At 61.9% G+C, this 26491-nt stretch carries 25 protein-coding genes; 6 read left to right on the plus strand and 19 right to left on the minus strand.

Annotated features, from left to right (window positions below; translation table 11 throughout):
- Nucleotides 1-154 precede the first annotated feature (154 nt).
- From BLS08_RS14120 to BLS08_RS14130, 3 genes are read right to left on the minus strand one after another with little or no spacing between them, the layout of a single operon-like run.
- Nucleotides 155-1168: a TRAP transporter substrate-binding protein gene (locus BLS08_RS14120; RefSeq protein ID WP_017676779.1), complete on the minus strand. Its 1014-nt coding sequence runs from the start codon at nucleotides 1166-1168 to the stop codon at nucleotides 155-157.
- Nucleotides 1169-1225: 57 nt separating this feature from the next.
- Nucleotides 1226-2503: a TRAP transporter large permease gene (locus BLS08_RS14125; RefSeq protein ID WP_017676778.1), complete on the minus strand. Its 1278-nt coding sequence runs from the start codon at nucleotides 2501-2503 to the stop codon at nucleotides 1226-1228.
- Nucleotides 2504-2552: 49 nt separating this feature from the next.
- A complete protein-coding gene (locus BLS08_RS14130; RefSeq protein ID WP_017676777.1) occupies nucleotides 2553-3674 on the minus strand; it encodes a gluconokinase, GntK/IdnK-type in 1122 nt (373 codons plus the stop codon).
- Between the two features lie 196 nt (nucleotides 3675-3870).
- Between BLS08_RS14130 and BLS08_RS26770 the strand changes: the two genes are divergently transcribed.
- A complete protein-coding gene (locus BLS08_RS26770; RefSeq protein ID WP_330219713.1) occupies nucleotides 3871-5124 on the plus strand; it encodes a TonB-dependent receptor in 1254 nt (417 codons plus the stop codon).
- A complete protein-coding gene (locus tag BLS08_RS26775) occupies nucleotides 5106-5963 on the plus strand; it encodes a TonB-dependent receptor (RefSeq protein WP_330219715.1) in 858 nt (285 codons plus the stop codon). The genes BLS08_RS26770 and BLS08_RS26775 overlap by 19 nt, the downstream gene beginning before the upstream one ends.
- 139 nt (nucleotides 5964-6102) lie before the next feature.
- Here BLS08_RS26775 and sucD read toward each other — a convergent pair whose 3' ends face one another.
- From sucD to sdhC, 9 genes are all read right to left on the minus strand, one after another.
- On the minus strand, nucleotides 6103-6990 hold the full coding sequence (gene sucD / locus BLS08_RS14140; protein ID WP_017676776.1) for a succinate--CoA ligase subunit alpha: 888 nt from the start codon (nucleotides 6988-6990) through the stop codon (nucleotides 6103-6105).
- A complete protein-coding gene (gene sucC, locus BLS08_RS14145) occupies nucleotides 6990-8156 on the minus strand; it encodes an ADP-forming succinate--CoA ligase subunit beta (RefSeq protein ID WP_017676775.1) in 1167 nt (388 codons plus the stop codon). Before sucC ends, sucD begins: the two co-directional genes overlap by 1 nt.
- Nucleotides 8157-8400: 244 nt before the next feature.
- Nucleotides 8401-9837, minus strand: a complete 1437-nt coding sequence (gene lpdA, locus BLS08_RS14150) for a dihydrolipoyl dehydrogenase (RefSeq protein ID WP_017676774.1) — start codon at nucleotides 9835-9837, stop codon at nucleotides 8401-8403.
- Between the two features lie 66 nt (nucleotides 9838-9903).
- A complete protein-coding gene (gene odhB / locus BLS08_RS14155) occupies nucleotides 9904-11130 on the minus strand; it encodes a 2-oxoglutarate dehydrogenase complex dihydrolipoyllysine-residue succinyltransferase (RefSeq protein ID WP_017676773.1) in 1227 nt (408 codons plus the stop codon).
- Between the two features lie 65 nt (nucleotides 11131-11195).
- Nucleotides 11196-14027, minus strand: a complete 2832-nt coding sequence (locus BLS08_RS14160; RefSeq protein ID WP_021488967.1) for a 2-oxoglutarate dehydrogenase E1 component — start codon at nucleotides 14025-14027, stop codon at nucleotides 11196-11198.
- 249 nt (nucleotides 14028-14276) lie between these two features.
- Nucleotides 14277-14984 carry a succinate dehydrogenase iron-sulfur subunit gene (locus BLS08_RS14165; RefSeq protein WP_003459986.1) on the minus strand — a complete coding sequence of 236 codons (708 nt, stop codon included), beginning with the start codon at nucleotides 14982-14984 and terminating at the stop codon, nucleotides 14277-14279.
- 11 nt (nucleotides 14985-14995) lie between these two features.
- Nucleotides 14996-16768, minus strand: coding sequence for a succinate dehydrogenase flavoprotein subunit (gene sdhA, locus BLS08_RS14170; RefSeq protein WP_003459985.1), 1773 nt, complete (start codon nucleotides 16766-16768; stop codon nucleotides 14996-14998).
- A 3-nt stretch (nucleotides 16769-16771) separates the two neighbouring features.
- Nucleotides 16772-17140, minus strand: coding sequence for a succinate dehydrogenase, hydrophobic membrane anchor protein (gene sdhD / locus BLS08_RS14175; RefSeq protein WP_024308045.1), 369 nt, complete (start codon nucleotides 17138-17140; stop codon nucleotides 16772-16774).
- The gene (sdhC, locus tag BLS08_RS14180; protein ID WP_003459981.1) at nucleotides 17134-17508 is read right to left on the minus strand and encodes a succinate dehydrogenase, cytochrome b556 subunit; all 375 of its coding nucleotides are present in this window, start codon (nucleotides 17506-17508) and stop codon (nucleotides 17134-17136) included. The genes sdhD and sdhC overlap by 7 nt, the downstream gene beginning before the upstream one ends.
- 363 nt (nucleotides 17509-17871) lie before the next feature.
- Between sdhC and gltA the strand changes: the two genes are divergently transcribed.
- Nucleotides 17872-19155 (plus strand): citrate synthase, encoded by a 1284-nt coding sequence (gene gltA / locus BLS08_RS14185; protein ID WP_017676770.1) that lies wholly within the window; start codon nucleotides 17872-17874, stop codon nucleotides 19153-19155.
- Between the two features lie 66 nt (nucleotides 19156-19221).
- Here gltA and BLS08_RS14190 read toward each other — a convergent pair whose 3' ends face one another.
- The 3 genes from BLS08_RS14190 to BLS08_RS14200 all read right to left on the minus strand — a co-directional run bounded on the left by BLS08_RS14190 (nucleotide 19222) and on the right by BLS08_RS14200 (nucleotide 21431).
- Nucleotides 19222-19821 carry an START domain-containing protein gene (locus tag BLS08_RS14190; protein WP_017676769.1) on the minus strand — a complete coding sequence of 200 codons (600 nt, stop codon included), beginning with the start codon at nucleotides 19819-19821 and terminating at the stop codon, nucleotides 19222-19224.
- 66 nt (nucleotides 19822-19887) lie between these two features.
- Nucleotides 19888-20139, minus strand: a complete 252-nt coding sequence (locus BLS08_RS14195) for a YkgJ family cysteine cluster protein (protein ID WP_017676768.1) — start codon at nucleotides 20137-20139, stop codon at nucleotides 19888-19890.
- A gap of 218 nt (nucleotides 20140-20357) precedes the next feature.
- Nucleotides 20358-21431: an NAD(P)-dependent oxidoreductase gene (locus BLS08_RS14200; RefSeq protein WP_330219714.1), complete on the minus strand. Its 1074-nt coding sequence runs from the start codon at nucleotides 21429-21431 to the stop codon at nucleotides 20358-20360.
- Between BLS08_RS14200 and BLS08_RS14205 the strand changes: the two genes are divergently transcribed.
- From BLS08_RS14205 to rhtA, 3 genes are all read left to right on the plus strand, one after another.
- Nucleotides 21423-21971, plus strand: coding sequence for a 3'-5' exonuclease (locus tag BLS08_RS14205; protein WP_017676766.1), 549 nt, complete (start codon nucleotides 21423-21425; stop codon nucleotides 21969-21971). The genes BLS08_RS14200 and BLS08_RS14205 overlap by 9 nt on opposite strands.
- Before the next feature lie 121 nt (nucleotides 21972-22092).
- The gene (gene ppnP / locus BLS08_RS14210) at nucleotides 22093-22374 is read left to right on the plus strand and encodes a pyrimidine/purine nucleoside phosphorylase (protein WP_017676765.1); all 282 of its coding nucleotides are present in this window, start codon (nucleotides 22093-22095) and stop codon (nucleotides 22372-22374) included.
- Nucleotides 22375-22447: 73 nt separating this feature from the next.
- Nucleotides 22448-23299, plus strand: coding sequence for a threonine/homoserine exporter RhtA (gene rhtA / locus BLS08_RS14215; protein ID WP_017676764.1), 852 nt, complete (start codon nucleotides 22448-22450; stop codon nucleotides 23297-23299).
- Here the strand turns inward: rhtA and BLS08_RS14220 are convergent.
- Genes BLS08_RS14220 through BLS08_RS14235 form a run of 4 tightly spaced genes read right to left on the minus strand, consistent with a single transcriptional unit; the run spans nucleotide 23296 to nucleotide 26483 of the window.
- Nucleotides 23296-25053 (minus strand): ABC transporter transmembrane domain-containing protein, encoded by a 1758-nt coding sequence (locus BLS08_RS14220; protein WP_090336842.1) that lies wholly within the window; start codon nucleotides 25051-25053, stop codon nucleotides 23296-23298. The genes rhtA and BLS08_RS14220 overlap by 4 nt on opposite strands.
- A gap of 8 nt (nucleotides 25054-25061) precedes the next feature.
- Nucleotides 25062-25469: a DoxX-like family protein gene (locus BLS08_RS14225; protein ID WP_017676762.1), complete on the minus strand. Its 408-nt coding sequence runs from the start codon at nucleotides 25467-25469 to the stop codon at nucleotides 25062-25064.
- Nucleotides 25462-25896: a thiol-disulfide oxidoreductase DCC family protein gene (locus BLS08_RS14230; RefSeq protein ID WP_017676761.1), complete on the minus strand. Its 435-nt coding sequence runs from the start codon at nucleotides 25894-25896 to the stop codon at nucleotides 25462-25464. The genes BLS08_RS14225 and BLS08_RS14230 overlap by 8 nt, the downstream gene beginning before the upstream one ends.
- Entirely contained in the window at nucleotides 25893-26483 is a 591-nt protein-coding gene (locus BLS08_RS14235) for a DUF1287 domain-containing protein (RefSeq protein WP_017676760.1), read from the minus strand. The genes BLS08_RS14230 and BLS08_RS14235 overlap by 4 nt, the downstream gene beginning before the upstream one ends.
- Nucleotides 26484-26491: the final 8 nt, after the last annotated feature.

The raw sequence follows: 26491 nt of genomic DNA on the forward strand, positions 1-26491 counted from the left end.
CCGATTCTACCAGCCCCGCCGGGGAATAAAGCGCGGGACACGCCGCCCGGGGTAACGCCACCATGCAAGGAGCGATACCACCTGCGTGCCCCGCGAAACTGCGAACCTGCCCAGAATCAGCGGCGCACTGGCCTAGCCGATCCTGGGCAAGCCCTTATAGAGCGGCCTTTTCGGCCTCAGTCTGCACCTGATCGAACAGTTGCTGACCGACTGTGTCGACGACCTTCTGGATCGCCGGCGCGGCCTGCTCACGCATGCGCTGCACTTCGGTTGGCTCCACTTCGTTGATCTGCATGCCCTTGTCTTTCAGCTCGGCCAGGGCACGGGCTGCTTCCTCGCGGGTGTCCTTACGCTCGAAGTCACGCGCCTTCTTGGCCGCCTCCAGCAGGATGTTCTGCTCGGTCTGCGACAGACCATCCCACCAGCGCTTGGATACGGTGACGATCCACGGGCTGTACACGTGGTTGGTCACGGTCAGGTACTTCTGCACCTCGTAGAACTTCGAGGAAAGAATGGTGTTGAAGGGGTTTTCCTGGCCGTCGACGGCCTTGGTCTCCAGCGCGGTGAACAGCTCGGAGAACGGCAGCGGCACGGCATTGGCGCCCATCAGCTTGAAGGTCTCGAGGAATACCGGGTTGGGCATCACGCGCAGTTTGACGCCGGAGAAGTCCTCCAGCTTGCTGATCGGCCGCGTGTTGTTGGTCAGGTTGCGGAAGCCGTTCTCCCAGTACACCAAGCCGACCAGGCCCTTCTCCTCCAGCTTGTCCATGACCTGGCGGCCCACCGGGCCGTCGAGCACGGCATCGGCCTGCTCAGCACTGCTGAACAGGAAAGGCGTGTCCCACACCGCCATTTCCTTGGTGATGCCCACCAGGGTCGCGGTGGAGCCGACCATCATTTCCTGCGCGCCGCCAATCAGCGCACTCTGCATCTGATCATCCGAGCCCAGGCTGGCGGCACCGAAGGTACGCACCTTCAGTTTGCCGTCGGAGGCCTTGGCGACCTCCTCGGCGAACAGCTTGGCCGCGCGGCCCTGATTGCTGTTCTCGTTGAGACCGTAACCGAAGCGGATCATGCGCGAACGCACGTCATCGGCATGGGCGGTGAAACTGGCGAGCGGGCTGCACAGCATGGCAGCGGTGAGGATGGCGAGCAGTGGACGTTTCATCGGGACTACCTCTTATTGTTGTGAATGATGTCGGCGCACCAACGCCGTCAGGTCAACTCAGCGCAGCCAGGCCAGCGGCACGGTGACGATGGACGGGAACGCCACCAGCAACGCGACGATGATCAGGTAAATCAGGAAGAACGGCATGACGCCGCGTACCAGCACCTCCATGCGCAACTTGCCGATACCGCCGACGACGTTGAGCACGGTGCCCACAGGCGGCGTGATCAGGCCGATGGAGCCGATCAGCACGAACATCACGCCGAAGTACACCGGATCGACCCCTGCCTTGATCGCGATGGGCGCCAGCACTGGCGCCAGAATCAGGATGGTCGGCGTCAGGTCCAGCACCATGCCCACCGCGATCATCAGCAGCATGATCGCCAGTACCAGCAGTTTGGGGTGCTCGGCCAACGGCCCGAGCATGGCGCCGATTTCGTCAGGCAACTGCGCCAGGGTAATCATGTAGGCCGAGACCGTGGCCGCGGCGCACAGGAACATCACCGAGGCCGTGGTGCGACTGGCACGGGTCAGGGTCTCCATCAGGTCGTTCCAGCTCAGCTCGCGGTAGAGCAAGGTGGACACGGCCAGCGCGTACATGGCGGCTACCACGGCGGCCTCAGTGGGCGTGAAGATGCCGAAGCGCAGACCGCCAACGATGATCACCGGCAGCATCAGGGCAGCGGCGCCGTCGATCAGCACGCGGCGACGCTCGGCAGCAGTGGCCTTGGGCGGCGTCGGTTCGGTGAAGCCGCGAGCGATCAGTGTCCAGGCGACGATCAGGCCGGCGCCCATGATCAATCCCGGCACCAGGCCGGCCATGAACAGCTGGCTGATGGAGGTGTTGGTGACCACGCCATAGATCACGAACGGCATTGACGGCGGAATGATCGGCGCGATGATGCCGCCAGCGGCTACCAGGCCCGCCGAGGAATGCACCGGATAACCGCGCTGACGCATCATCGGCAACAGCAAGGTGGCCAGTGCCGCGGTATCGGCCAGTGCCGAACCGGACATGCTGGCCAGCAGCACGGCGGCCGCAATGGCAACGTAGCCGAGGCCACCGCGCAGGTGGCCAAAGTAGGCCTGCGCCATGGCGATGATGCGCCGGGAAATGCCGCCGGCGTTCATCAGCTCGCCGGCCAGGATGAAGAACGGCACCGCCAGCAGCGGGAAGCTGTCAGCGCCGGCGAGCAGGTTCTGCGCCAGCAACTGCACGTCCCAGAAATCCAGGTACCACATCAGTACGGCCGCAGTGAGGATCAGGGCGAAGGCGATGGGCATGCCGAATGCCATGAACCCCAGCAGGGAAGAAAGAAATACCGCGACAGTCATCGGCAGGTCCTCGCTGGGCAGTGCCCGTCTTGTTGGAATTGGGCCAGCATCATTCGACGTGCGCCTGGGTCAGCGTCGCCTGCGGCGTACGCCGCCAGAGGTTGACCAACTGCACCACCGCCAGAATCGCCAGCACCAGCATGCTCGCCAGCACCGGCAGCATCGCCAGCACCACCGGATAACCGACCACGGTACTGACGTTGCCCCAGCCGAACTGCACCTGATTCCAGGCGCCCAAAGCCGAGAGCAGGCTCGCTCCTGCCACGAGAATCCAGCTCAGCGAATCCACCAGTCGCTGCGCCAGCAGCGGGAAGCGGTCGCGAATCATGCGGAAGGTCATCAGCTCGCCACGGCGCATACCAGAGGCCACACCGACGAAGACCAGCCAGACGAACGCCAGCCGTGAAAGCTCCTCGGCGCCCGGCCAGCCGGTGCCGAAGGCGTAGCGCAGTACCACGTTGGTGAACACCGCCACCACCATGAAGGCCATCAGCACCGCCATCAGGCCATCGGTCAGGCGATCGAACATACGCGCGATGCGACCCTCATAGATCGGTTCGGCGCCTAGCTGGGCTGCTTGGTTAGCGCTATCAATTTCGCTATCGAGCATATCCTGGGCCTGGCTCGACACGGCCTCCGTGGCTTCGCGACGAACCCAGGCCTGGATATCGGCCACCAACGCTTGCCGCGACTGCTGCGCATCGACGACTCGTACGTATGGCTCACCTGCCGGTTTTTCGAGGGTGGCGAACTGGCTGTCGACCAGCGAAGTCGGCATGAAATGTCCGGGCCGAGCGCCGACACGTTGCACCGCGGTGGCGTGATCGATATCCAGATGCACGAACTGCAACCCCGGAACCGCCTGACGCAGGCGCTCGCGGTAAGCGCGCTTGAGCGCCGAGCAGGCCAGCACGAAGCATTCACCTGCGGCCTGCGCGGCCAGCATCTGCTCGCACAGTGCATCCAGCCAGTGGCGACGGTCTTCGTCGCTCAGCGGGATGCCCGCGCGCATGCGCTCTACGTTTTCGGGAGGATGGAAATGATCGGCTTCGATATGGCGCCAACCGAGTGCGGTGGCGACCGCCTGGCTGATCTCGCTCTTGCCGGAGCCACTGACCCCCATGACCACCAGGGTGGTACGGGCAGGCAATGCGCAAGGCTGCTGTTGCATGGGAACTCCATGGGCACCATCGAGGTGGCGCCGCTCATTGTTTGATCCGGATGTTAGCGCTATCCAAATCATCCGACAACCCTATTTCGGCAACATTTCGTAGAGCATTTCCGCTAATGGCTATCACCCAGCTCTGGTCCGCTGCTGACTGACACGTTCAATATCGCCTACCTGCCACAAGAGAGACATTTCGCTTATGTACCGGCTGAGCCCCTGCTTCTGGCTGCCCGCATTGTTCCTGCCACTGACTGCACAGGCCGAAAACGCCACCTACCAGGGCGACCCACTGGTAGTCACCGGCAGCCGTTATCAGGCCAGCGGCTGGCAACTGCCCTTCTCGGTCAACCGCATCGATGCCGAACAAGCCACCCTGGGCAAACCAGGTGTCAACCTCTCCGAAGCACTCGGCAGCGTCCCGGGGCTGGTGGTGCAGAATCGACAAAATTATGCGCAGGACCTGCAAATATCCTCACGCGGCTTCGGCGCCCGCTCGGCCTTTGGCATTCGTGGCATCAAGCTGCTGGCCGATGGTGTGCCGCTGTCCAACCCGGACGGCCAGGGCCAGGCGGCGACCTTCGACCTCGACACCCTGGAGCGCATCGAGGTCCTGCGTGGGCCATTCGCCAGCGTCTACGGCAGCAACTCAGGCGGGGTCATCCAGCTGTTCTCGCGCGATGGCGAAGGTGCCCCCAAGGTCGCGCTCGACACCTCCCAGGCCGCGTACGGCACCAGCCGTACCCGCGTCTCGGCCGAAGGCGGCAACGACAGAGCCGGTTTCATCATCAACCGCTCGCATTTCGAGACAGACGGCTACCGCGACCACAGCGGCGCCATCCTCGACAAGACCTTTGCCAAGCTGACCCTGTACCCGGATGACCTCAGCAAGCTCAGCCTGAGCTTCAGTGAACTGGATCAGAACGACACCCAGGACCCGCAGGGTCTGACCTGGTCTCAGGTACAGAGCAATCGCCGCGCCGCCGCCCCCAGCGCACTGCAGTTCGATACGCGCAAGACCGTCGATCATCGCCAGTTCGCCCTCAACTACGAGCGCAGCTTCGCCGCCGGCGCCTGGCAGAACACGGTCTACAGCGGCACGCGACGGGTAATTCAGTACCAGTCGATTCCTGTAGCCGCGCAGATTCCGACCTCTCAGTCCGGTGGCGTGATCGACTTCGAGCGCCGCTTCCATGGCATCGGTAATCGCTGGATCCAGTCGTTCGACCTGGGTAGCAGCCTGCTGACTGTCACCACCGGCCTGGACTACGACTATTCGCGCGATGACCGCCAGGGCTACGAGAACTTCATCGGCACCACCCTGGGCGTGAAAGGTAATCTGCGCCGCGACGAGCGTAATGAGGTCACTAGCCTGTCGCCCTACGTCCAGGCAGCCTGGCAGCCTGGCAGCTGGGCAAACTCGACCTGCAGGCTGGTCTGCGCCACAGCCAGGTAGAGTTCGACGTGGATGACCGCTTCCTGAGCAATGGCGACGACAGCGGCTCGGTCACCTACCGTGAGCTCACGCCCACTCTTGGCGCCAGTTACGCCCTGCTACCAGATCTGAATATCTATGCCAGCTGGGGCAAGGGGCTGGAGACACCGACGCTGAATGAGCTGTCCTATTCCGGCCCCGACAACAGCTTCGGCTTCGAGCTGAAACCAGCCACCAGCGAGCAAATTGAAATTGGTCTCAAGGCCCGCCTCGCACAAGCGACCAGCCTGCAACTGGCGTTGTTCCAGATCGACACCGATGACGAGCTGGTGGTGGAGTCGGCCAACGGTGGCCGTAGTCGCTTCCAGAACGCCGCGCAGACTCGCCGCAGGGGCCTCGAGCTGGCACTGGAAAGCCGCTTGAGCGACACCCTGCGCGCCAACCTCGCCTACACCGAGATCGATGCCACCTACAGCAAGGATTTCACCAGCAACGGCCGCCTGATCGAAGAAGGTAACCACCTGCCCGGCATTCCCGCGCGCACGCTGTATGGTGAGCTGGCCTGGCAACCGCTGGACTGGTTCAGCACCGCCGTCGAAGGACTGTACCGCAGCCAGCTCTATGTCGAGGACAGCAATACCGCCAAGACGGCGCCCAGCCATGCGCTGTTCAACTGGCAGGCGCGCTTCGAGCAGAAGGCCGGCGCACTGACCTTCAACCAGGTGCTGCGCATCGACAACCTGCTGGATCGCGAGTACATCGGGTCGGTGATAGTCGGTGACGGCAACGGCCGCTACTACGAACCCGGCCCGGAGCGCGCCTGGTATGTTGGCGCGGGCGTGCAGTACCAGTTCGATTGAGCTTGGCGAAGCATGCGCGCATCCAATACCCGGCCCTGAGCCCCCTGCCCCACTTGTGGGGTAAGGCTCCAGATACGCACGCGTTCAAAAACAAAAAGGCCACCCGAAGGTGGCCTTTTCGCGAGCAGTCAGCGAAGGCTTAGGCCTTCTTGACTTCCCAACCGGTCAGCTCGGCCAGGGCCTTGCCGATGTCAGCCAGGGAGCGCACGGTTTTCACGCCGGCGTCCTGCAGTGCAGCGAATTTCTCGTCTGCAGTGCCCTTGCCGCCGGAGATGATGGCGCCAGCATGGCCCATGCGCTTGCCGGGAGGAGCGGTCACACCAGCGATGTAGGAAACTACAGGCTTGGTGACGTTGGCCTTGATGTAGGCAGCCGCTTCTTCTTCAGCCGAACCGCCGATCTCACCGATCATGACGATCGCTTCGGTCTTCGGATCTTCCTGGAACAGTTTCAGGATATCGATGAAGTTGGAGCCCGGGATGGGGTCACCGCCGATGCCCACGCAGGTGGACTGGCCGAAGCCGGCGTCAGTGGTCTGCTTAACGGCTTCATAGGTCAGGGTGCCGGAACGCGACACGATACCTACCTTGCCTGGCAGGTGGATGTGACCCGGCATGATGCCGATCTTGCACTCGCCGGGAGTGATCACGCCCGGGCAGTTCGGGCCGATCAGGCGAACGCCCAGCTCGTCGCAGATGACCTTGGCGTCCAGCATGTCCAGGGTAGGAATGCCTTCGGTGATGCAGACGATCAGCTTGATGCCACCGAATGCAGCTTCCAGGATCGAGTCTTTGCAGAACGGAGCCGGAACGTAGATGACCGAAGCGTCAGCGCCAGTGGCTTCGACAGCTTCTTTCACGGTGTTGAACACTGGCAGGCCCAGGTGGGTAGTGCCACCTTTGCCCGGAGTCACGCCGCCAACCATCTTGGTGCCGTAGGCGATGGCTTGTTCGGAGTGGAAAGTACCCTGCGAGCCGGTGAAGCCCTGGCAGATGACTTTGGTGTCTTTATTGATCAGGACGCTCATTACTTGCCCTCCGCAGCTTTGACGACTTGCTGAGCAGCGTCGGTCAGGCTGGTTGCCGCGATGATGTTCAGGCCGCTTTCAGCCAGGACCTTGGCGCCCAGCTCAGCGTTGTTACCTTCCAGGCGGACGACCACCGGAATTTTCACGCCGACTTCTTTCACGGCGCCGATGATGCCTTCGGCAATCATGTCGCAACGAACGATGCCGCCGAAGATGTTCACCAGAACGGCAGCGACGTTGCTGTCGGACAGGATGATCTTGAAGGCTTCGGTCACGCGCTCTTTGGTTGCGCCGCCACCTACGTCGAGGAAGTTGGCTGGCTTGCCGCCGTGCAGGTTGACGATGTCCATGGTACCCATGGCCAGACCGGCACCGTTGACCATGCAGCCGATGTTGCCTTCCAGGGCCACGTAGTTCAGCTCGAAGCTGGCAGCGTGGGCTTCACGAGGATCGTCTTGCGACGGGTCGTGGAAGGTCTTCAGCTTCGGCTGACGGTACATGGCGTTAGCGTCGATGTTGATCTTCGCGTCCAGGCAGTGCAGGTCGCCGTCGGCCTTGATGACCAGCGGGTTGACTTCCAGCAGAGCCAGATCGTGATCCTTGAACAGCTTGGCCAGACCTACGAAGATCTTGGCGAACTGAGCGACCTGCTTGCCTTCCAGACCCAGCTGGAAAGCCAGCTCGCGACCTTGGTACGGCTGAGCGCCGACCAACGGATCAATGGTGGCCTTGAGGATCTTCTCAGGGGTTTCGTGGGCCACTTTCTCGATGTCCACGCCACCTTCGGTGGAAGCCATGAACACGATGCGACGGCTGGAGCGGTCCACTACAGCGCCCAGGTACAGTTCCTTGGCGATGTCGGTGCAGGATTCGACCAGGATTTTGCTGACCGGCTGACCATTGGCGTCAGTCTGGTAAGTCACCAGACGCTTGCCCAGCCAGTTGGCGGCGAAGGCCTTGGCGTCTTCTTTGCTCTTGACCAGCTTTACGCCACCGGCTTTACCGCGGCCACCAGCGTGGACCTGAGCCTTGACGACCCACTCGCTGCCGCCGATTTTTTCGCAGGCTTCTGCGGCTTCTTCCGGGGTGTCTACCGCGAAGCCCTTGGATACAGGCAGGCCGTATTCAGCGAACAGCTGCTTACCCTGATACTCGTGAAGATTCATGCTTGTCTACCGTCTTCGTTTAGGTATTGCGCATTCGGCGCTGTACTTGTGATACCGCGCCACCTGTGACTGCCGAAGCAGTCCGCCGGGCCTTCCGCCGCGAGTCGAACTCGACGCGGGCCACCCGACGTGGTTCTGCTTGCAAACACCACCGTGGCGATGAGGCGATTACACGACGCCCCGCCTACCACGGCGGCTTACAACAACTACTGCAGTGGCCGGACGCTACCGGCCACTTGCACACTCAGCGCTTCTTGCGATTGGCGATATGAATCGCGCCACCGTTGACCGCCAGGGCCGCTTCGTGCAGCGCCTCGGACAGGGTCGGGTGGGAGAAGACCATCATGCCCAGGTCTTCGGCGCTGGTGCCGAATTCCATGCCGATCGCGCCTTGCTGTACCAGCTCGGCAGCGCTTGGGCCGATCACGTGAACGCCCAGTACACGGTCAGTGTTGGCGTCAGCGATGACCTTGACGAAGCCGCCGGTGTCGTTGGCCGCCATGGCACGACCGCTGGCAGCGAACGGGAAGGTGCCGACGTTGACGGCAACGCCTTCGGCCTTCAGCTGCTGCTCGGTCTTGCCGACCCATGCAATTTCCGGGTGGGTGTAGATCACGGACGGGATCAGGTCGTAGTTCATCTGCGCCTTGTGGCCGGCGATACGCTCTGCAACCATCACGCCCTCTTCCGAGGCCTTGTGCGCGAGCATGGCACCGCGCACCACGTCACCGATGGCATAAACGCCTGGAACGCTGGTTTCGCACTGGTCGTTGACGAAAATGAAGCCGCGCTCGTCCAGGTCCACGCCGCTGTCAGCAGCCAGCAGATCAGTGGTCACCGGACGACGGCCTACGGCCACGATCAGCTTGTCGAAGGTCATTTTCTGCTCGCCATTGGCGTCAGTGAAGCTGACCACAACCTGCTTCTTCTTGACTTCCGAAGCGGTCACGCGAGCGCCCAGGCGGATGTCCAGGCCCTGCTTGGTCAGGGTCTTCTGGGCTTCCTTGGCGATCTGCTCATCGGCAGCAGCGAGGAACTTGTCCATGGCTTCCAGGACAGTGACTTCGGCACCCAGGCGAGCCCATACCGAGCCCAGCTCCAGACCGATCACGCCAGCGCCAATAACACCCAGCTTCTTCGGTACGCTCTGGAATTCCAGGGCACCGGTGGAGTCAACGATGACGTCCTGATCGACCGGGGCCGGCGGGATCTCGACCGGCTTGGAGCCAGAGGCGATGATCACGTGAGCGGCTTCGACCACCTGGGTCTTGCCGTCGGTGCCAGTGACTTCCACTTGCTTGCCGGCCAGCAGCTTGCCGTGGCCTTCGAGCAGGGTCACGCCATTGGCCTTGAACAGGCCGGCAACACCGCCGGTGAGGTTCTTGATGATGGTGTTCTTGCGCGCCACCATGGCCGGAACGTCGATGGTCACGCCCTTGGCTTCGATACCATGCACGGCGAAGCCGTCTTTCGCTTCGTGGTACTTCCAGGAGCTGTCCAGCAGCGCCTTGGACGGAATGCAACCGACGTTCAGGCAGGTGCCGCCGAGAGCGACCTTACCGTCGCTGCCCTGGTACTTCTCGATGCAGGCAGTCTTCAGGCCGAGCTGCGCTGCTTTGATGGCGGCTACATAGCCACCAGGGCCGGCACCGATGACTACCACGTCGAATTTCTGGGTCATAACGTATTCCTTCTCGAATAAACCGGACGGCCCTGAGAACAGGGCCGCCGTGGAGGAGACTGGCTTTTAGATTTCCAGCAGCAGGCGAGCCGGGTCTTCAAGCAAGTTCTTGATGGTCACCAGGAAGGTCACGGCTTCCTTACCATCGATCAGGCGGTGGTCGTAAGACAGCGCCAGGTACATCATCGGACGGATCACCACCTGACCATTGATCGCCATCGGACGCTGGATAATGTTGTGCATACCCAGGATGGCAGCCTGCGGCGGGTTGACGATCGGCGTCGACATCATCGAACCGAAGGTACCACCGTTGGTGATGGTGAAGGTGCCGCCGGTCATTTCTTCGATCGACAGCTTGCCGTCTTTGGCTTTCTTGCCGAAGGTAGCGATGCCGCTCTCGATTTCAGCCAGGCTCATCTGCTCGGCATTACGCAGCACCGGAACGACCAGACCGCGGTCGCTGGACACGGCAACGCCGATGTCGGCGTAGCCGTGGTAAACGATGTCGTTGCCGTCGATCGAGGCGTTGACTGCCGGGAAGCGCTTCAGGGCTTCGGTGGCGGCCTTGACGAAGAACGACATGAAGCCCAGGCGCACGCCATTGTGGGACTTCTCGAACAGGTCCTTGTACTTCGAACGCAGGGCCATGACTTCAGTCATGTCGACTTCGTTGAAGGTGGTCAGCATGGCCATGGAGGACTGAGCCTCGACCAGACGCTCGGCGATCTTGGCGCGCAGGCGAGTCATCGGCACACGCTTCTCGGTGCGATCGCCAGTGGCGACGACAGCAGCGGCGGCAGCAGGAGCAGCAGCCGGCTTGGCAGCAGCGGCCGGAGCGTTCTTCTTGGCTTCAACGGCAGCGACCACGTCTTCCTTGGTCACACGGCCACCTTTGCCGGTGCCAGCGATGCTGTTGGGGTCGATGCCGTTCTCTTCAGCCAGCTTGCGCGCGGCAGGCGAGAGGATGGCGTCGTCGCCAGCGGCGGCCGGGGCAGCAGCCTGAGCCGGAGCGGCGGCAGCGGGCGGAGCGGCAGCCGGAGCAGCGGCGGCAGCGCCACCTTCGGACAGCTTGCCCAGCAGTTCGTTGGAAAGAACGGTGTCGCCTTCGTTCTTGATGATTTCAGCCAGAACACCATCGGCCTCGGCCAGTACTTCGATCACCACCTTGTCGGTTTCGATGTCGACGATCAGCTCATCGCGCTTGACCGCTTCGCCCGGCTTCTTGTGCCAGGTGGCCACGGTGCCGTCGGCAACCGATTCCGGGAAGGTTGGGGCTTTGATCTCGATAGCCATTGTATGCGTTTCCTTAAATTCGGTTTTACCGCCAGGTGGCACCTGCCACCTGGCGGATGAAGGCGTTAAACAGTAAAGGCGTCCTGCAGCAGTTTTTCCTGCTGCTCGGCGTGCATCGACGCATAACCGCAGGCTGGCGCTGCCGACGCATCACGACCGGCGTACTCCAGGAACAGCGACTTCTTGTGCGCGGTAGCGACGCGACGCATGTGGTGCTGGCTGCAGTACCAAGCGCCTTGGTTCATCGGCTCTTCCTGACACCAGACGATGTGCTTGAGGTTCTTGTACGGCGCCAGCGCCTCGGCCAGATCGTCTTCCGGGAACGGATAGAGCTGCTCGATACGAATGATGGCGATGTCTTCGCGACCCTCGGCACGACGTTTTTCCAGCAGGTCGTAGTAGACCTTGCCGCTGCACAGCACCAGACGCTCGACCTTTTTCGGGTCCAGCGAATCGATCTCGCCGATGACGGTCTGGAAGGAGCCTTCGGCCAGATCTTCCAGGGTCGAGATGGCCAATTTGTGACGCAGCAACGACTTGGGCGTCAGCACCACCAGCGGCTTGCGCAGCGGACGAATCACCTGGCGACGCAGCATGTGATAGACCTGCGCCGGGGTGGTCGGCACGCACACCTGCATGTTGTGCTCGGCACAAAGTTGCAGATAACGCTCCAGACGCGCCGAGCTGTGCTCAGGCCCCTGCCCTTCATAGCCGTGCGGCAGCAGAACGGTCAGACCGCAGAGACGGCCCCACTTGGTCTCGCCGCTGGAAATGAACTGGTCGAATACCACCTGGGCACCGTTGGCGAAATCGCCGAACTGGGCTTCCCAGATCACCAGCGCGTTCGGCGTGGTGGTGGCATAGCCGTATTCGAACGCCAGTACCGCTTCCTCGGAGAGGTAGGAGTCGTACAGTTCGAACTTCGGCTGACCGTCGTACAGGTTCTTCAGCGGAACGTAGGTCGAGGCATCCTTCTGGTTGTGCAGCACCGCGTGACGGTGCGAGAAGGTGCCACGGCCGATGTCCTGACCGGTCATGCGGATCGGATGACCTTCGACCAGCAGAGTGGCGTAAGCCATGGTCTCGGCGAAGCCCCAGTTGATCGGCAAGCCGCCCGCGCCCATCTTCTGACGGTCTTCGAGGATCTTCGCCACCTGACGCTGAACCAGGAAGCCCTCAGGGATTTCCAGCAGCTTGGCAGACAGATCCTGCAGGGTCTTCAGATCGAAACGGGTGTCGTGACGCGCGGTCCAGGCATGACCCAGGTAAGGACGCCAGTCGACGAACAGCTCCTTGTTCGGCTCCTTGACCAGGCTCTTGACCACGTGCTGACCGTTGTCCAGCGCGGTGCGGTACTCGTCGATCTTGGCCTGCACGTCGTCGCTGCTCTGCACGCCGGCGGCAATCAGTGCATCGGCGTACAGCTCACGAGTAGTGCGCTGCTTGGCGATCTGCTGGTACATCAGCGGCTGGGTACCGTTCGGCTCGTCGGCCTCGTTGTGACCACGACGGCGGTAGCAGACCAGATCGATGACCACGTCACGCTTGTACTGCATGCGGTAATCGACAGCCAGCTGAGTCACGAACAGCACGGCTTCCGGATCGTCGCCATTCACATGGAAGATCGGCGCCTGGATCATCTTCGCCACGTCGGTCGCGTACTCGGTGGAGCGCGCATCCAGCGGGTTGCTGATGGTGAAGCCGACCTGGTTGTTGATCACGATGTGGATAGTGCCGCCAGTCTTGTAGCCGCGGGTCTGCGACATCTGGAAGGTTTCCATGACCACACCCTGACCGGCGAAAGCCGCGTCACCGTGGATGGAAATCGGCAGTACCTTGTCGCCAGTAGCGTCACTGCGACGATCCTGACGAGCACGCACCGAGCCCTCGACCACCGGAGAAACGATTTCCAGGTGCGAGGGGTTGAACGCCAGCGCCAGGTGCACTTCGCCACCGGCAGTCATGACGTTGGAGGAAAAGCCCTGGTGGTACTTCACGTCACCGGACGACAGACCTTCGGTCTTCTTGCCTTCGAACTCGTCGAACAGGTCGCGCGGGTTCTTGCCGAAGGTGTTGACCAGAACGTTCAGACGGCCGCGGTGGGCCATGCCGATGACCACTTCCTTGGTGCCGTAGGAGCCGGAGCGCTGGATGATTTCGTCCAGCAGCGGGATCAGGCTCTCGCCACCCTCCAGGCCGAAACGCTTGGTGCCCGGGTATTTGGTGCCCAGGTACTTTTCCAGACCTTCGGCAGCGGTGACGCGCTCGAGCACATGCGCCTGCACTTCGGCAGAAAACTGCGGACGACCGCGCACGCTTTCCAGGCGCTGGGCGAACCAGTTGCGCTGGCCGGAATCGACGATGTGGGTGAACTCGGCACCGATGGTGCGACAATATGTCTGCTGCAGCGCATCGCGGATTTCGCGTAGCGTTGCCTCTTCCTTGCCGATATACAGCTCGCCAGTGCGGAATGTGGTGTCCAGATCCGCGTCGGTCAGGCCGTAGTGATTGATCGACAGGTCAGACGGCGCAGTGCGCACCCACAGACCCAGCGGGTCGAGCTGGGCGGCCTGATGGCCACGCATGCGGTAGGCCTGGATCAAGCGCAGCACTTCCACCTGCTTCTTTTCGTGCTCGCTGCTGACGGCCCCGGCGGAAACCGGCTGGGCACGACGCGAATTCTTGGCGAGCAGGACGAAATGATCGCGAATGGTTGAATGCGATACATCCGTTGCAGCGCTGCCGTCGGTCGGCAACTTCTGGAAGTAAGTGCGCCACTCTTCTGGCACAGCGTTGGGATCGTGCAGGTAGAGCTCGTAGAGCTCTTCCACGTAGGCAGCGTTGCCACCGGATAGGTGGGCACTGTCCCACATGCGCTGCATCACGCTTTCTTGCATGCTTGGTCACCCTCGGTAAGGGGACACCACCGGCGCGAATACCGCATGGTCCTGATCAAAGTCATGATGCTGCGACTCGGATAAAGCCACTTGGGTTCCCGCAGATAGTCCGGGTACCAGCCCGGATGCCCCTGCTGGTCGTCATATTTTTCGAGTATGAGCCGCGGCTTTGTGGGCTGCGGCTCTGGCTTTACTGCGAGGCCGGCCTGAGCCGGACTCGCAGGTGTTACAGGTATAGCAACTTGCGAATCAGGTACCGCTCTGCAGCAGCATGTTACGCACGTGACCGATCGCCTTGGTCGGGTTCAGACCCTTGGGGCAAACGTTCACGCAGTTCATGATGCCGCGGCAGCGGAACACACTGAACGGATCGTCCAGCGAGGCCAGGCGCTCAGCGGTCTTGGTGTCACGGCTGTCGGCCAGGAAGCGATAGGCCTGCAGCAGTGCAGCGGGACCGAGGAACTTGTCAGGGTTCCACCAGAACGACGGGCAGCTGGTCGAGCAGCATGCGCACAGAATGCACTCGTACAGGCCGTCGAGCTTCTCGCGCTCTTCCGGAGTCTGCAGACGTTCGATGGCCGGAGCCGGCGTATCGTTCTGCAGGAACGGCTGCACCTTCTCGTACTGCTTGTAGAAGATGCTCATGTCGACGACCAGGTCACGAATGACCGGCAGGCCCGGCAACGGACGAATCACCAACTTGCCGCCCTTGAGGCCGGCAGCGGAGATCGGCGTGATACAGGCCAGGCCGTTCTTGCCGTTGATGTTCATGCCGTCGGAACCGCATACGCCTTCACGGCAGGAACGACGGTAGGAGAAACCTTCATCCTGTTCCTTGATCAGCGCCAGCACGTCGAGGACCATGATGTCCTTGCCGCCGGTGTCGACCTGGAAGTCCTGCATGAACGGAGCAGCGTCCTTCTCCGGGTTATAGCGATAAACACTGACTTGCAACATATCAGTCACCCTTAATAAGTCCGAACCTTGGGTTCAAATGCCGGAACGGTCTTCGGCGCGAAGTTGACATCACGCTTGGCAACGCGCTTCTCGCCTGGGAAGTACAGGGAGTGGCACAGCCAATTCTGGTCATCGCGCTCCTCGAAGTCTTCACGAGCGTGGGCTCCACGGGACTCTTTACGAGCCTCGGCGGCAACCGCAGTCGCTTCAGCCACTTCGAGCAGGTTTTGCAGTTCCAGCGCTTCGATACGCGCAGTGTTGAACGCCTGGCTCTTGTCCGCGATTTTGACTTTCGCGATGCGCTCACGCAGGTCGGCCAGTTGTTGGATGCCCTTCTGCATGTATTCGCCAGTACGGAATACACCGAAGTAGTTCTGCATGCACTGTTGCAGCTCTTTACGCAGCGGGGCGACGTCTTCACCGGTGCTGCGCTCGTTGACACCAGCCAGACGCGACAGCGACTGTTCGATGTCGGTTTCGCTGGCACCACGGACTTCCACGCCTTCTTTCAGCGCTTTTTCCAGGTGCAGGCCAGCGGCGCGGCCAAATACCACCAGATCCAGCAGCGAGTTGCCGCCCAGACGGTTGGCACCGTGTACCGATACGCACGCCACTTCACCTACGGCGAACAGACCTTCGATGATCTTGTCGTTGCCGTTGGCGTCCTGAGTGATGGCCTGGCCATGAATGTTGGTCGGCACGCCGCCCATCATGTAGTGGCAGGTCGGGATCACCGGGACCGGAGCGACGACCGGGTCGACGTGAGCGAAGGTCTTGGACAGTTCGCAGATACCCGGCAGACGGCTGTGCAGCACTTCTTCGCCGAGGTGGTCGAGCTTCAGCAGTACGTGGTCCTTGTCCGGGCCACAGCCGTTGCCGGCGATGACTTCCTTGACCATGGAGCGGGCAACCACGTCGCGGCCAGCCAGGTCTTTGGCGTTCGGCGCATAACGCTCCATGAAACGCTCGCCATGGGCGTTGATCAGATAACCACCCTCGCCACGGCAACCTTCGGTGACCAGTACACCAGCGCCGGCGATACCGGTCGGGTGGAACTGCCACATTTCGATGTCCTGCACCGGCACGCCGGCACGCAGGGCCATGCCCACGCCGTCACCGGTGTTGATCAGGGCGTTGGTGGTGGAGGCGTAGATACGACCAGCACCGCCGGTGGCCAGAACCACGGCCTTGGAGCGGATGTAGACGGTTTCGCCAGTCTCGATGCAGATGGCGATGACGCCGACGATGGCGCCGTCCTGATTCTTCACCAGGTCAACCGCGTACCACTCGTTGAGGAACGAGGTGCCGGCTTTCAGGTTGGCCTGATACAGGGTGTGCAGCAGTGCGTGACCGGTACGGTCGGCAGCAGCGCAGGTACGAGCAGCCTGAGTCGGATTGTCCGGACCCTTGGACTGACCACCGAACGGACGCTGGTAGATGCGGCCCTGCTCGGTACGGGAGAACGGCAGGCCCATGTGCTCGAGCTCGAACACCGCTTCCGGACCGACGGAGCACATGTATTCGATAGCGTCCTGGTCACCGATGTAGTCGGAACCCTTGACGGTATCGTACATGTGCCAGCGCCAATCATCGTTCGGGTCGGCCGAAGCGATGGCGCAGGTGATGCCACCCTGAGCGGAAACGGTGTGCGAACGAGTCGGGAACACTTTGGTGACCACGGCAGTCTTGTGACCGCCCTGGGCAAGTTGCAGCGCAGCACGCATGCCGGCGCCGCCGCCACCCACGATGATGGCGTCATAGGAAAGAGTACGGATGCTAGCCATGAATCAGAAACCCCACAGAATCTGCACGCCCCAGACGAACATCGCGAACATCGCGATGCCACACACGGCCTGGAACAGGAAACGCACACCAGTCGCCCACTTGCCCAGCGCCATCGGCGTCAGGTAGTCGGTGGAGATGGTCCACATGCCAACCCAGGCGTGCACGCTCAGTGCAACAAGGGCCAGCAGGCTGAAGATGCGCATTGCGGTATGCGAGAACAGACCATGCCATTCGGCGTAGCCCATACCCGGATTACAGATCACATAGCCCAGCAGAAACAGCGTGTAAGCCGCGAGAACGACCGCAGAAACGCGCTGAGCCATCCAGTCATAGAGGCCCGAACGCGAGAAATTCGTGACATTAGTTACCATATCCACACCCCCAGCAGCACGATCACGACCGCCGAGACGGCGATGACGATTTGCGAGCCCAGCTTGCCGCCTTCCAGCGTCTCACCGATGCCCATGTCCATGATCAAGTGGCGTACACCGGCCACCAGGTGGTACAGCAGAGCGGACAACAGACCCCAGATCACGAACTTGGCCAGCGGACTGGTCAGGCATTCTTTCACCTGGGCGAAGCCCTCCTCGGAGGTCAACGACTTGTCGAGGCCAAACAGCAGAATGGCGATACCGACAAAGAGGATGACACCGGAGATACGGTGAAGAATGGACGTGTAAGCGGTGATCGGAAGCTTGATAGTCCGAAGGTCTAGGTTTACAGGTCGTTGGCTATTCACGGCTTTTTTATCACACTGAGAGCCCCTAACGATCAGGGCAAAGTTGTTGGGAAGTGCACTGGCAAGGTACCCATCACCCAATGAGTGACAACCGCCATGACACGGCCCTAAAGCCTGTGGCGGTCGGCCGCAGAGTATAGACAGTTAGCAGACTAATGACAATGCAATGCCCTCCCCCAAAAAGCGCATTGCAGCCTTTAAACAAATGGCGTAAATAGCGGCCTTTTTTCGTTGAAAACACCGTTCAAACCCTTCTACTGCCTGGGTTCTCGCAAATTGACTTTCGGATTTATCCCACTATAGTGGTGCGGGCCCTGCGTGGGGGGCTGTCTGATGATTTCAAGCATAACTAGGAGGCCACATATGGCTGACAAAAAAGCGCAGTTGATCATCGAGGGCAATGCCCCCGTCGAACTGCCCGTTCTGACCGGCACTGTTGGTCCCGATGTAATCGATGTGCGGAGCCTGACCGCCACGGGTCGGTTCACCTTTGATCCTGGTTTCATGTCGACCGCCTCTTGCGAGTCGAAGATCACCTATATCGACGGCGACAAGGGCATCCTGCTGCACCGCGGCTACCCCATCGAGCAGCTCGCCGAGCAGTCTGACTACCTGGAAACCTGCTACCTGCTGCTCAATGGCGAACTGCCGAGCAAGGAAGAAAAGGCCAAGTTCGTCAGTACCATCAAGAACCACACCATGGTTCATGAGCAGCTGAAGACCTTCTTCAACGGTTTCCGCCGCGATGCCCACCCGATGGCCATCATGTGCGGGGTGGTTGGCGCCCTGTCCGCCTTCTATCACGACTCGCTGGACATCAATAACCCGCAGCACCGCGAAGTGTCGGCCATGCGCCTGGTGGCCAAGATGCCGACCATCGCTGCCATGACCTACAAGTACTCCATGGGTCAGCCCATGATGTACCCGCGCAATGACCTGAATTACGCGGAAAACTTCCTGCACATGATGTTCAACACCCCGTGCGAGATCAAACCGATCAGCCCGGTGCTGGCCAAGGCGATGGACAAGATTTTCATCCTCCATGCCGACCATGAGCAGAACGCCTCCACCTCCACCGTACGCCTGGCTGGCTCCTCGGGCGCCAACCCGTTTGCCTGTATCGCAGCCGGTATCGCCGCGCTGTGGGGGCCGGCACACGGCGGCGCCAACGAAGCCGTACTGGCCATGCTCGACGAGATCGGTGACGTTTCGAACATCGACAAGTTCATTGCCAAGGCCAAGGACAAGAACGACCCGTTCAAGCTGATGGGCTTCGGTCACCGCGTGTACAAGAACCGCGACCCGCGCGCCACCGTGATGAAGCAGACCTGCGACGAAGTCCTCGGCGAGCTGGGCATCACCAATGACCCGCAGCTGGAACTGGCCATGCGCCTGGAAGAGATCGCCCTGACCGATCCGTACTTCAAAGAGCGCAACCTGTACCCGAACGTCGACTTCTACTCGGGCATCATCCTCAAGGCCATCGGCATTCCGACCTCGATGTTCACCGTTATCTTCGCCCTGGCACGTACCGTGGGCTGGATCTCGCACTGGAAGGAAATGCTCTCGGGTCCGTACAAGATTGGCCGTCCGCGCCAGCTGTACACCGGTTACGAGCAGCGCGATCTGCCGACCAACCGAGACTGATAGCGCCCTGAGACGAAAAAGGCTGCCAATCTGGCAGCCTTTTTTATTGCCTGGCGAGTATCTCGCTCAGCGCCCTTCCACCTTCGCTCGCAAACCCTGCAGCGTCTGCAGCGGCGCATCGACGACGAAGCTGTTGGCCAGCCAGGAGGGCACGCTTCCACCCGGCTCGGTGTGCACCTCGTAGGTCACCTCCACCCTGCCCTGGTCCAGCGGTTTGAGATGCCACTCGCCATCGACACGCTGCACCCGCACGAAATCCTTCTCCTCCGGCAATCGCTGCGGCACCGCCTTGAGCAGGCGCGTGACAGCGCCGTCAGCATCGGTGCGCGTGGTCACCTGGATCACCGAATCACGCGCCTTCACCGGCCAGGGCATCTCGAAACGGGTGTACAGCTCGCTCACATTACCCTCGGTCTCGAGCAGTCGCTGCTGCTGGCAGCTGAATATCCAGGAGCAGGACCCCGCGACATCCTCCTGCGCCGCCTGTACCGCGGCCAGGTCAGCGTTGATCGTCACCACACCGCGATAGGCCTTGTACTTGGATCCAGGCACGTCAGCCAGGTAAACGCTGACACCGTCTTCTTCGCGCTCCAGCTGCCACTGCCTCTCGGCAGCCTGGACAGCGGTCGCGCACAACAGCATGGCCAGAAAGGAATAACGCATCATCTTCGAGCAACTCCCGGCGGGACTGTTTGCGTTTCGACCCGCACGGGCCGTGAGCGGTTCACATCGTCAGGCAGTCGCCTGCTCCAGCCAACCCAACATACGAATGGCGCTTTCGCGATCATCCGCACACAGCTGCTCTTCCGCCTTGAACCCACCGCACACTGCGGGCCTCTCCGGGCGACCGAAGATGGCGCAGAGAAACTCGGCATTGAGATGGATACAGCGCACGCCAGCGGGCTTGCCGTCAGGCATGCCCGGAATCGGTGAGCTGATGGAAGGCGCGATGCAGCAGGCACCGCAACCGGCACGACACTCCATGAAACGACCTCGACTACAAACGAACGGCGGCAATCCTAACAGGCCGCTGAAAAACTACCTACGTTGCCATTGCTGCGTTAAAAACAGCCTCAAAATGCTCATTTACGAAACGTAAACTGCGCTTTTTCGGCTGCTTTTGCCTTGCACTGGCTGCCTCGCCTACGTTTTTTCAACGGCCTGCTAATGAGGCGCGCGCCGTCCGTCGAGGCCTTTGGCGATCAGCGGTTACGCTGCAGGCGAGCCAGCAGGCTGGAGGTATCCCAGCGCCCGCCGCCCATGGCCTGAACGTCGGCGTAGAACTGATCGACCAGCGCCGTCACAGGCAGTTGGGCACCGTTGCGACGCGACTCCTCGAGCAGGATCGATAGATCCTTGCGCATCCAGTCGACTGCGAAGCCGAAATCGAACTCGCCCGCCAGCATGGTCTTGTAGCGGTTTTCCATCTGCCAGGACTGCGCCGCGCCCTTGCTGATCACATCGACCACCGCATGGCCATCCAGCCCTGCGCACTGAGCGAAGTTGAGCGCCTCTGCCAAGCCCTGAACCAGACCGGCGATGCAGATCTGATTGACCATCTTGCTCAACTGGCCGCTGCCGGCCGGCCCCATCAGGCGCATCATGCGCGCGTAGCTCTGGATGACCGGCTCGGCAACCGCATAGGTTTCGGCCTCGCCACCAACCATCACGGTCAGCACGCCATTGACCGCACCGGCCTGACCACCGGATACCGGCGCATCGAGAAAACCCAGGCCACGCTCGGCCGCAACAGCCGCCAGCTCACGCGCCACACCGGCCGAGGCGGTGGTGTGATCGACCAGAATGGCGCCCGGCGCCATACCGGCGAACGCACCCTGCTCGCCCAGAATCACGCTGCGCAGGTCGTCATCGTTACCGACGCAACACATCACCAGTTCGGCGCCCGCCACCGCCTCACGCGGGGTCGGCGCAGAGCTGCCGGCATATTCCCCCATCCATTGCTCGGCTTTGCCCGGCGAGCGGTTATAGACCGTCACCTGATGCCCTTTGCGAGCCAGATGCCCGGCCATCGGATACCCCATGACGCCCAAACCGAGAAACGCGACCTTTGCCATAGCAACCTCCTGCAGATATAGGCGCCAGAGCCTAACACGACGTTTGCCCTGGTCGAAAAGGCCTTCCATACTGCCTGCGGTTCGATTCAGAACGGGTGTTTGAGCTTGGAGCCTTGGCCCTGATGCCAGGAACCTTTTCCATGCAGCGAGGCCGAAGCGCAAGAGATCGCAGACAGGTTCTAAGGAGCGCCCATGGGGCATTGGCTAGTCATCGACCTGGAGGCCACCACCGATGAGGGCGGCTGGGCGATGGAGGAAATGGAAATCATCGAGATCGGCGCCAGCCTGGTTGGTGTGGACGGCCATGAGCGGGATCACTTTCAGCGCATCGTCAAACCACAGCGCCGCCCGTGCCTGACCGACTTCTGCCGCGAACTCACCCACATCAGCCAGACCGACGTCGACAATGCAGCGCCCTTACCTCAAGTCTGGGCTCAGTTCGAACGCTGGCTGATGCAGCATGCATCGCGCCTGGTCGGCTGGAGCAGCTGGGGGGATTATGATCGACGCCAACTGGAACAAGAGTGGCGCCAGCACCGCTTGCATAGCCTGCTGGCCGATGTGCCACACCTCAATCTCAAGCAGGCTTTCGCCAAGGCTCGCCAGCTACAGCGCCCGGTAGGCCTGCACAGCGCGCTGCAGCTGGCGGGCATGCAGTTTCAGGGACAACAGCACCGCGCCCTCGAAGATGCACGCAACACCTCGCGCCTGTTGCCGCTGGTACTGCCTCTCAAAGACTGATGACGAAGAAAAGACGCTTGGGCATACTGGCGACCCTTTTAAGGCCTGCCTTCGGGTCGTCGCGACGCGGCGTTTAAAATGGCTCCCTGCAACTTTTCCAACCCCTTTCGAGGAATCGCAGATGTTCAAGGTCAACGAATACTTCGACGGCACCGTCAAATCCATCGGTTTCACCATGGCTGAAGGCCCCGCCACCATCGGCGTAATGGCCCCGGGCGAATACGAATTCGGCACCAGCCAACTGGAAGTCATGCATGTCGTTGCCGGCGCCCTGACTGTCAAACTGCCGGGTAGCGACAACTGGAACACCTTCGAAGCCGGCAGCAAGTTCACCGTCGAGGCCAACAGCAAGTTCCAGCTCAAGGTGGCCGTAGACACCGCCTACCTCTGCGAATACCGCTAAGCAACTAGGCGCCACGAAGAACCGGCCCCAGCGGCCGGTTTTTTCTTTGATGATCACCACCAGGACATAGCCCATGCCACGCAGTGCACTTCTCGTCCCCATTGCCTTGTTGCTGGTGGCCATGGTTTCGATCCAGAGCGGCGCGTCGCTGGCCAAGAACCTGTTCCCGCTGGTCGGCGCCGAAGGCACCACAGCCCTGCGCCTGGTGCTCGGCGCGATCATTCTGTCGCTGGTGATGCAGCCCTGGCGGGCCAGACTGGATCTGCGCAAGTGCCATGCCCTGCTCGCTTACGGCCTGGCATTGGGCGGCATGAATCTGATGTTCTACATGTCCCTGCAGAGCATCCCGCTGGGCATCGCCGTGGCGCTGGAGTTCACCGGGCCGCTGGCTCTGGCGCTGTTTTCCTCGCGCCGCCTGCTGGACTTCGTCTGGGTGATTCTGGCCATCATCGGGTTATGGATGCTGCTGCCAACCGGCGCCACGCAAAGCGCCATCGACCCTCTCGGCGCAGCTCTGGCCCTTGGCGCGGGTGTGTGCTGGTCGCTGTACATCATCTTCGGGCAGAAAGCCGGCGCCCAGCATGGCCGCCACACCGTCGCCCTGGGCACCTGGGTCGCCGCCTTGCTGGTACTGCCCATTGGCATCTGGCATGCCGGCACGGACCTGCTGAGCGTGGACCTGCTACCCATCGCCCTCGGTGTCGCGGTGCTGTCCTCGGCCCTGCCCTACAGCCTGGAGATGGTCGCCCTGACGCGCCTGCCAGCGCGCACCTTCAGCGTGCTGATGAGCCTGGAGCCGGCAGTCGCGGCAATGTGCGGCCTGGCCTTTCTCGGCGAGAAGCTGCTCTGGGGCCAGTGGCTGGCCGTCGGTGCGATCATCATCGCTTCGGCCGGGGCAGCCGCCACCATCAAACCCAAGAGCTAGTTGCCGAACTGCAACTCGGCCAAACGCGCATAGAGCGGACTACTCTCGATCAGCTCGGCATGACTGCCGATGGCAGCCAAACGGCCATGCTCGATCACCGCAATGCGATCCGCCTGCTTGACCGTAGCCAGGCGATGGGCGATCACCAAGGTGGTACGCCCGGCCATCAGTGACGGCAGCGCCTGCTGGATCAGGTGCTCGCTCTCGGCATCCAGCGCGCTGGTGGCCTCATCGAGCAGCAGGATCGGCGCATCGGCGAGCAAGGCACGAGCAATCGCCAGGCGCTGACGCTGGCCACCAGAAAGCCCAAGCCCAGCCTCCCCAAGATGCGTCTGGTAACCCTGCGGCAGGCGCTGAATAAACTCATGCGCATGCGCCGCCCGCGCGGCCGCCTCCACCTCGGCCTGGCTGGCATCCAGGCGACCATAGCGAATGTTGTCCTCCACCGAGCCGAAGAACAGCGCGGGATTCTGCGAGACCAGGGCGAAACTGGCGCGCAGCTCGCGCGGGTCGAGCTGATCGATCGGCACACCGTCGATGAGGATGCGCCCGCCCTGCGGATCGAAGAAACGCAGCAGCAGATCGAACAGCGTCGATTTGCCAGCCCCGGACGGCCCCACCAGTGCCAGCGTCTCACCCGCCGCCACCTGCAGGTCGACGCCATCGATGGCGTAGCTGTCCGAACGCGACGGATAGGCGAAACGCACATCCTGCAGCTCGATACGCCCCTGTACCGGCTGCGGCAGATGCTGCGGCTGCTCCGGCGCCACGATGGCATTACTGGCGCGCAATAGCTCGCCGATACGCTCGGCGGCGCCTGCGGCGCGCTGCAATTCACCGATCACTTCGCTCAGAGTGCCGAAGGACGAGCCAACGATCAGGCTGTAGAACACGAAAGCCGCCAGCTCACCACCGGAGATACGCCCGGCGATCACGTCCATACCGCCGACCCAGAGCATCACCCCCACCGCACCGAGCACCAGCACGATGACCACGGTGATCAGCCAGGAACGCTGGGCGATGCGCTTGCGCGCCACATCGAAGGCCGCCTCGGCAGACTCGCCAAAGCGGCGCTTGTCCTCTTCCTGGTGGTTGTAGGCCTGTACCGTCTTGATCTGCCCCAGCACCTCGCCCACGTAGCTTCCGACATCGACCACGCGGTCCTGGCTCTGCCGCGACAGCGCACGCACACGGCGGCCGAACAGCAGGATAGGCGCCACCACCAAGGGTAGAGCCAACAGAACGATACCGCTGAGCTTGGGATTGGTGACCACCAGCAGCACGCTGCCACCGATCAACATGATCAGGTTGCGCAGTGCCATCGACAGCGACGAGCCAATCACCGACTGCAACAAGGTGGTATCGGCGGTCAATCGCGACTGGATTTCCGAGCTGCGATTGCTCTCGTAGAAGCCAGGATGCAACTCGATCAGGTGATCGAACACCCGCCGGCGGATATCCGCGACCACCCGCTCGCCGATCCACGACACCAGATAGAAGCGCGTGTAGGTGCCGAAGGCCAGCGCCAATACCAGCACGAAAAACAGCAGCAGGGATTGGCGCAGCGCGGCCGGCGACTGTGTGGCCAGTCCCTGATCCACCAGCAGCTTGATGCCCTGGCCCATGGACAGGGTGATCGCCGCCGTGAACATCAGGGCCAGCAGCGCGCCCAGCATTCGGCCGCGATAAGGCGCGATAAAGCGCCAGGCCAGGCGTATGGCGCCACGCTGGCGAGAAGAAAGCATCGATGTCATGACGGGTCTCAGGAGTCAGCAGCCGAGGGCGCTTCAGCCAGCCAGGCCACTGCGCACAAGGCCAGCGCAGCCAGGTTGGTCGAAAGCGGATTGAACGCCTGAATCAACAGATGGGGGCTCAGCAGCACAACATCAAGCAGCAATACCAGCAACACACCGCCAGCGACCAGCAAGGGCCAACGCTGGCGACGCAGCGTCAGCAGCAGGATGCCCAGAAGGATCTCGGCAATACCGCCGGCAGCCGCGATCAGCTGCGGCGCGAACAGCGGATGATCTGGCAGGCCATGGGCCGCGATCATCGCTACCTCGTCAGGGCTGAGCCAGAGAATTTTCGGCACCAGGCCATGCCAGATGAACACCAGTGCCAGAGCCAATCGAGCGAGCCAGGCGATCTGCGCCAGGCGTCGTTCAGTCATGCAAAAAGCGCTCGGCATGGTCGGCGCTGGGCAGCAGGCAGACCTCGTGCCGCCCGAATAGGCGATAGCGATTCAACGCGATGCGGTCATAGCACCAATCGCGCAGCGGGCGCGGGATAAGACGCAACCAGGCAAGCGCACGCCAGGGCTGTGGCAGGCGAGCAAGGATGCGCAGCAGCGCACCCGAGCGTACATGCAGCCCCGCCTCATCGATCAGCGCCATGGTGTCGAAACGGTCGGTCGGCAGCCCATACCAGGCCAGCAATGCCTGGCCTTGCTCCGATTGCACCGAGGCCAGACGAAACAGCAGCTGCCGATCATGACGAATGAGAAACTTCGCCCAGCTGTTGCACAGCTTGCAGACGCCGTCGAACAGCACCACGCGCTCGCCAGCGGCAAGACCGGGCGGCAGCGATTGCCTGGTCATTGCGCAGCGCTCGCCCGCTGGGCAAGCGGGCGGTAATGGCCGGTGATGCGGTAGGCGAACAGAATGTCCTCCTCCTGCGTGCCGCGACCAATGTTATGCAGCACCAGCGGCGTAGCCGTTGGCGCCTGACGATCACTGACGATGCCGATATGAGTGAGGCCACGGCCCAGATCCCAGGTGACGATATCACCGGGCTGGTATGCCGCGGCATCCTGCTTGACCGGCAGCGACCAGCCCTGACGCTTGAACCAGGTCATCAGATTGGGCACGCGGCGGTGATCGATATTGCTGTCCGGGCGACTCAGCCCCCAATTCTTCGGATAGACGGAGAAGTTGCCGCGCATGTCGCGATGCACCGCTTCCTGCAGATCCAGCCCCTGCTGACGCAGTGCACGGATCACCACGTCGGTGCAGACCCCGGTGGCCACGGGCACATCGCCGCCCGGATAGCTCAAGCGGCGATAGGCAGGGTCATAGCTCAGGGTCACGCCCACCTGCTGGCGCGCATCGAGCACCAGCCTGTCCGCCTCGATGGCCTGCACGGCAAACGCCAGCGACCCGAGCAGCAGTGCAATCAGCATGCGCATATCGATCT

The organism is Ectopseudomonas chengduensis (assembly GCF_900102635.1).
Taxonomy (GTDB): domain Bacteria; phylum Pseudomonadota; class Gammaproteobacteria; order Pseudomonadales; family Pseudomonadaceae; genus Aquipseudomonas; species Aquipseudomonas chengduensis.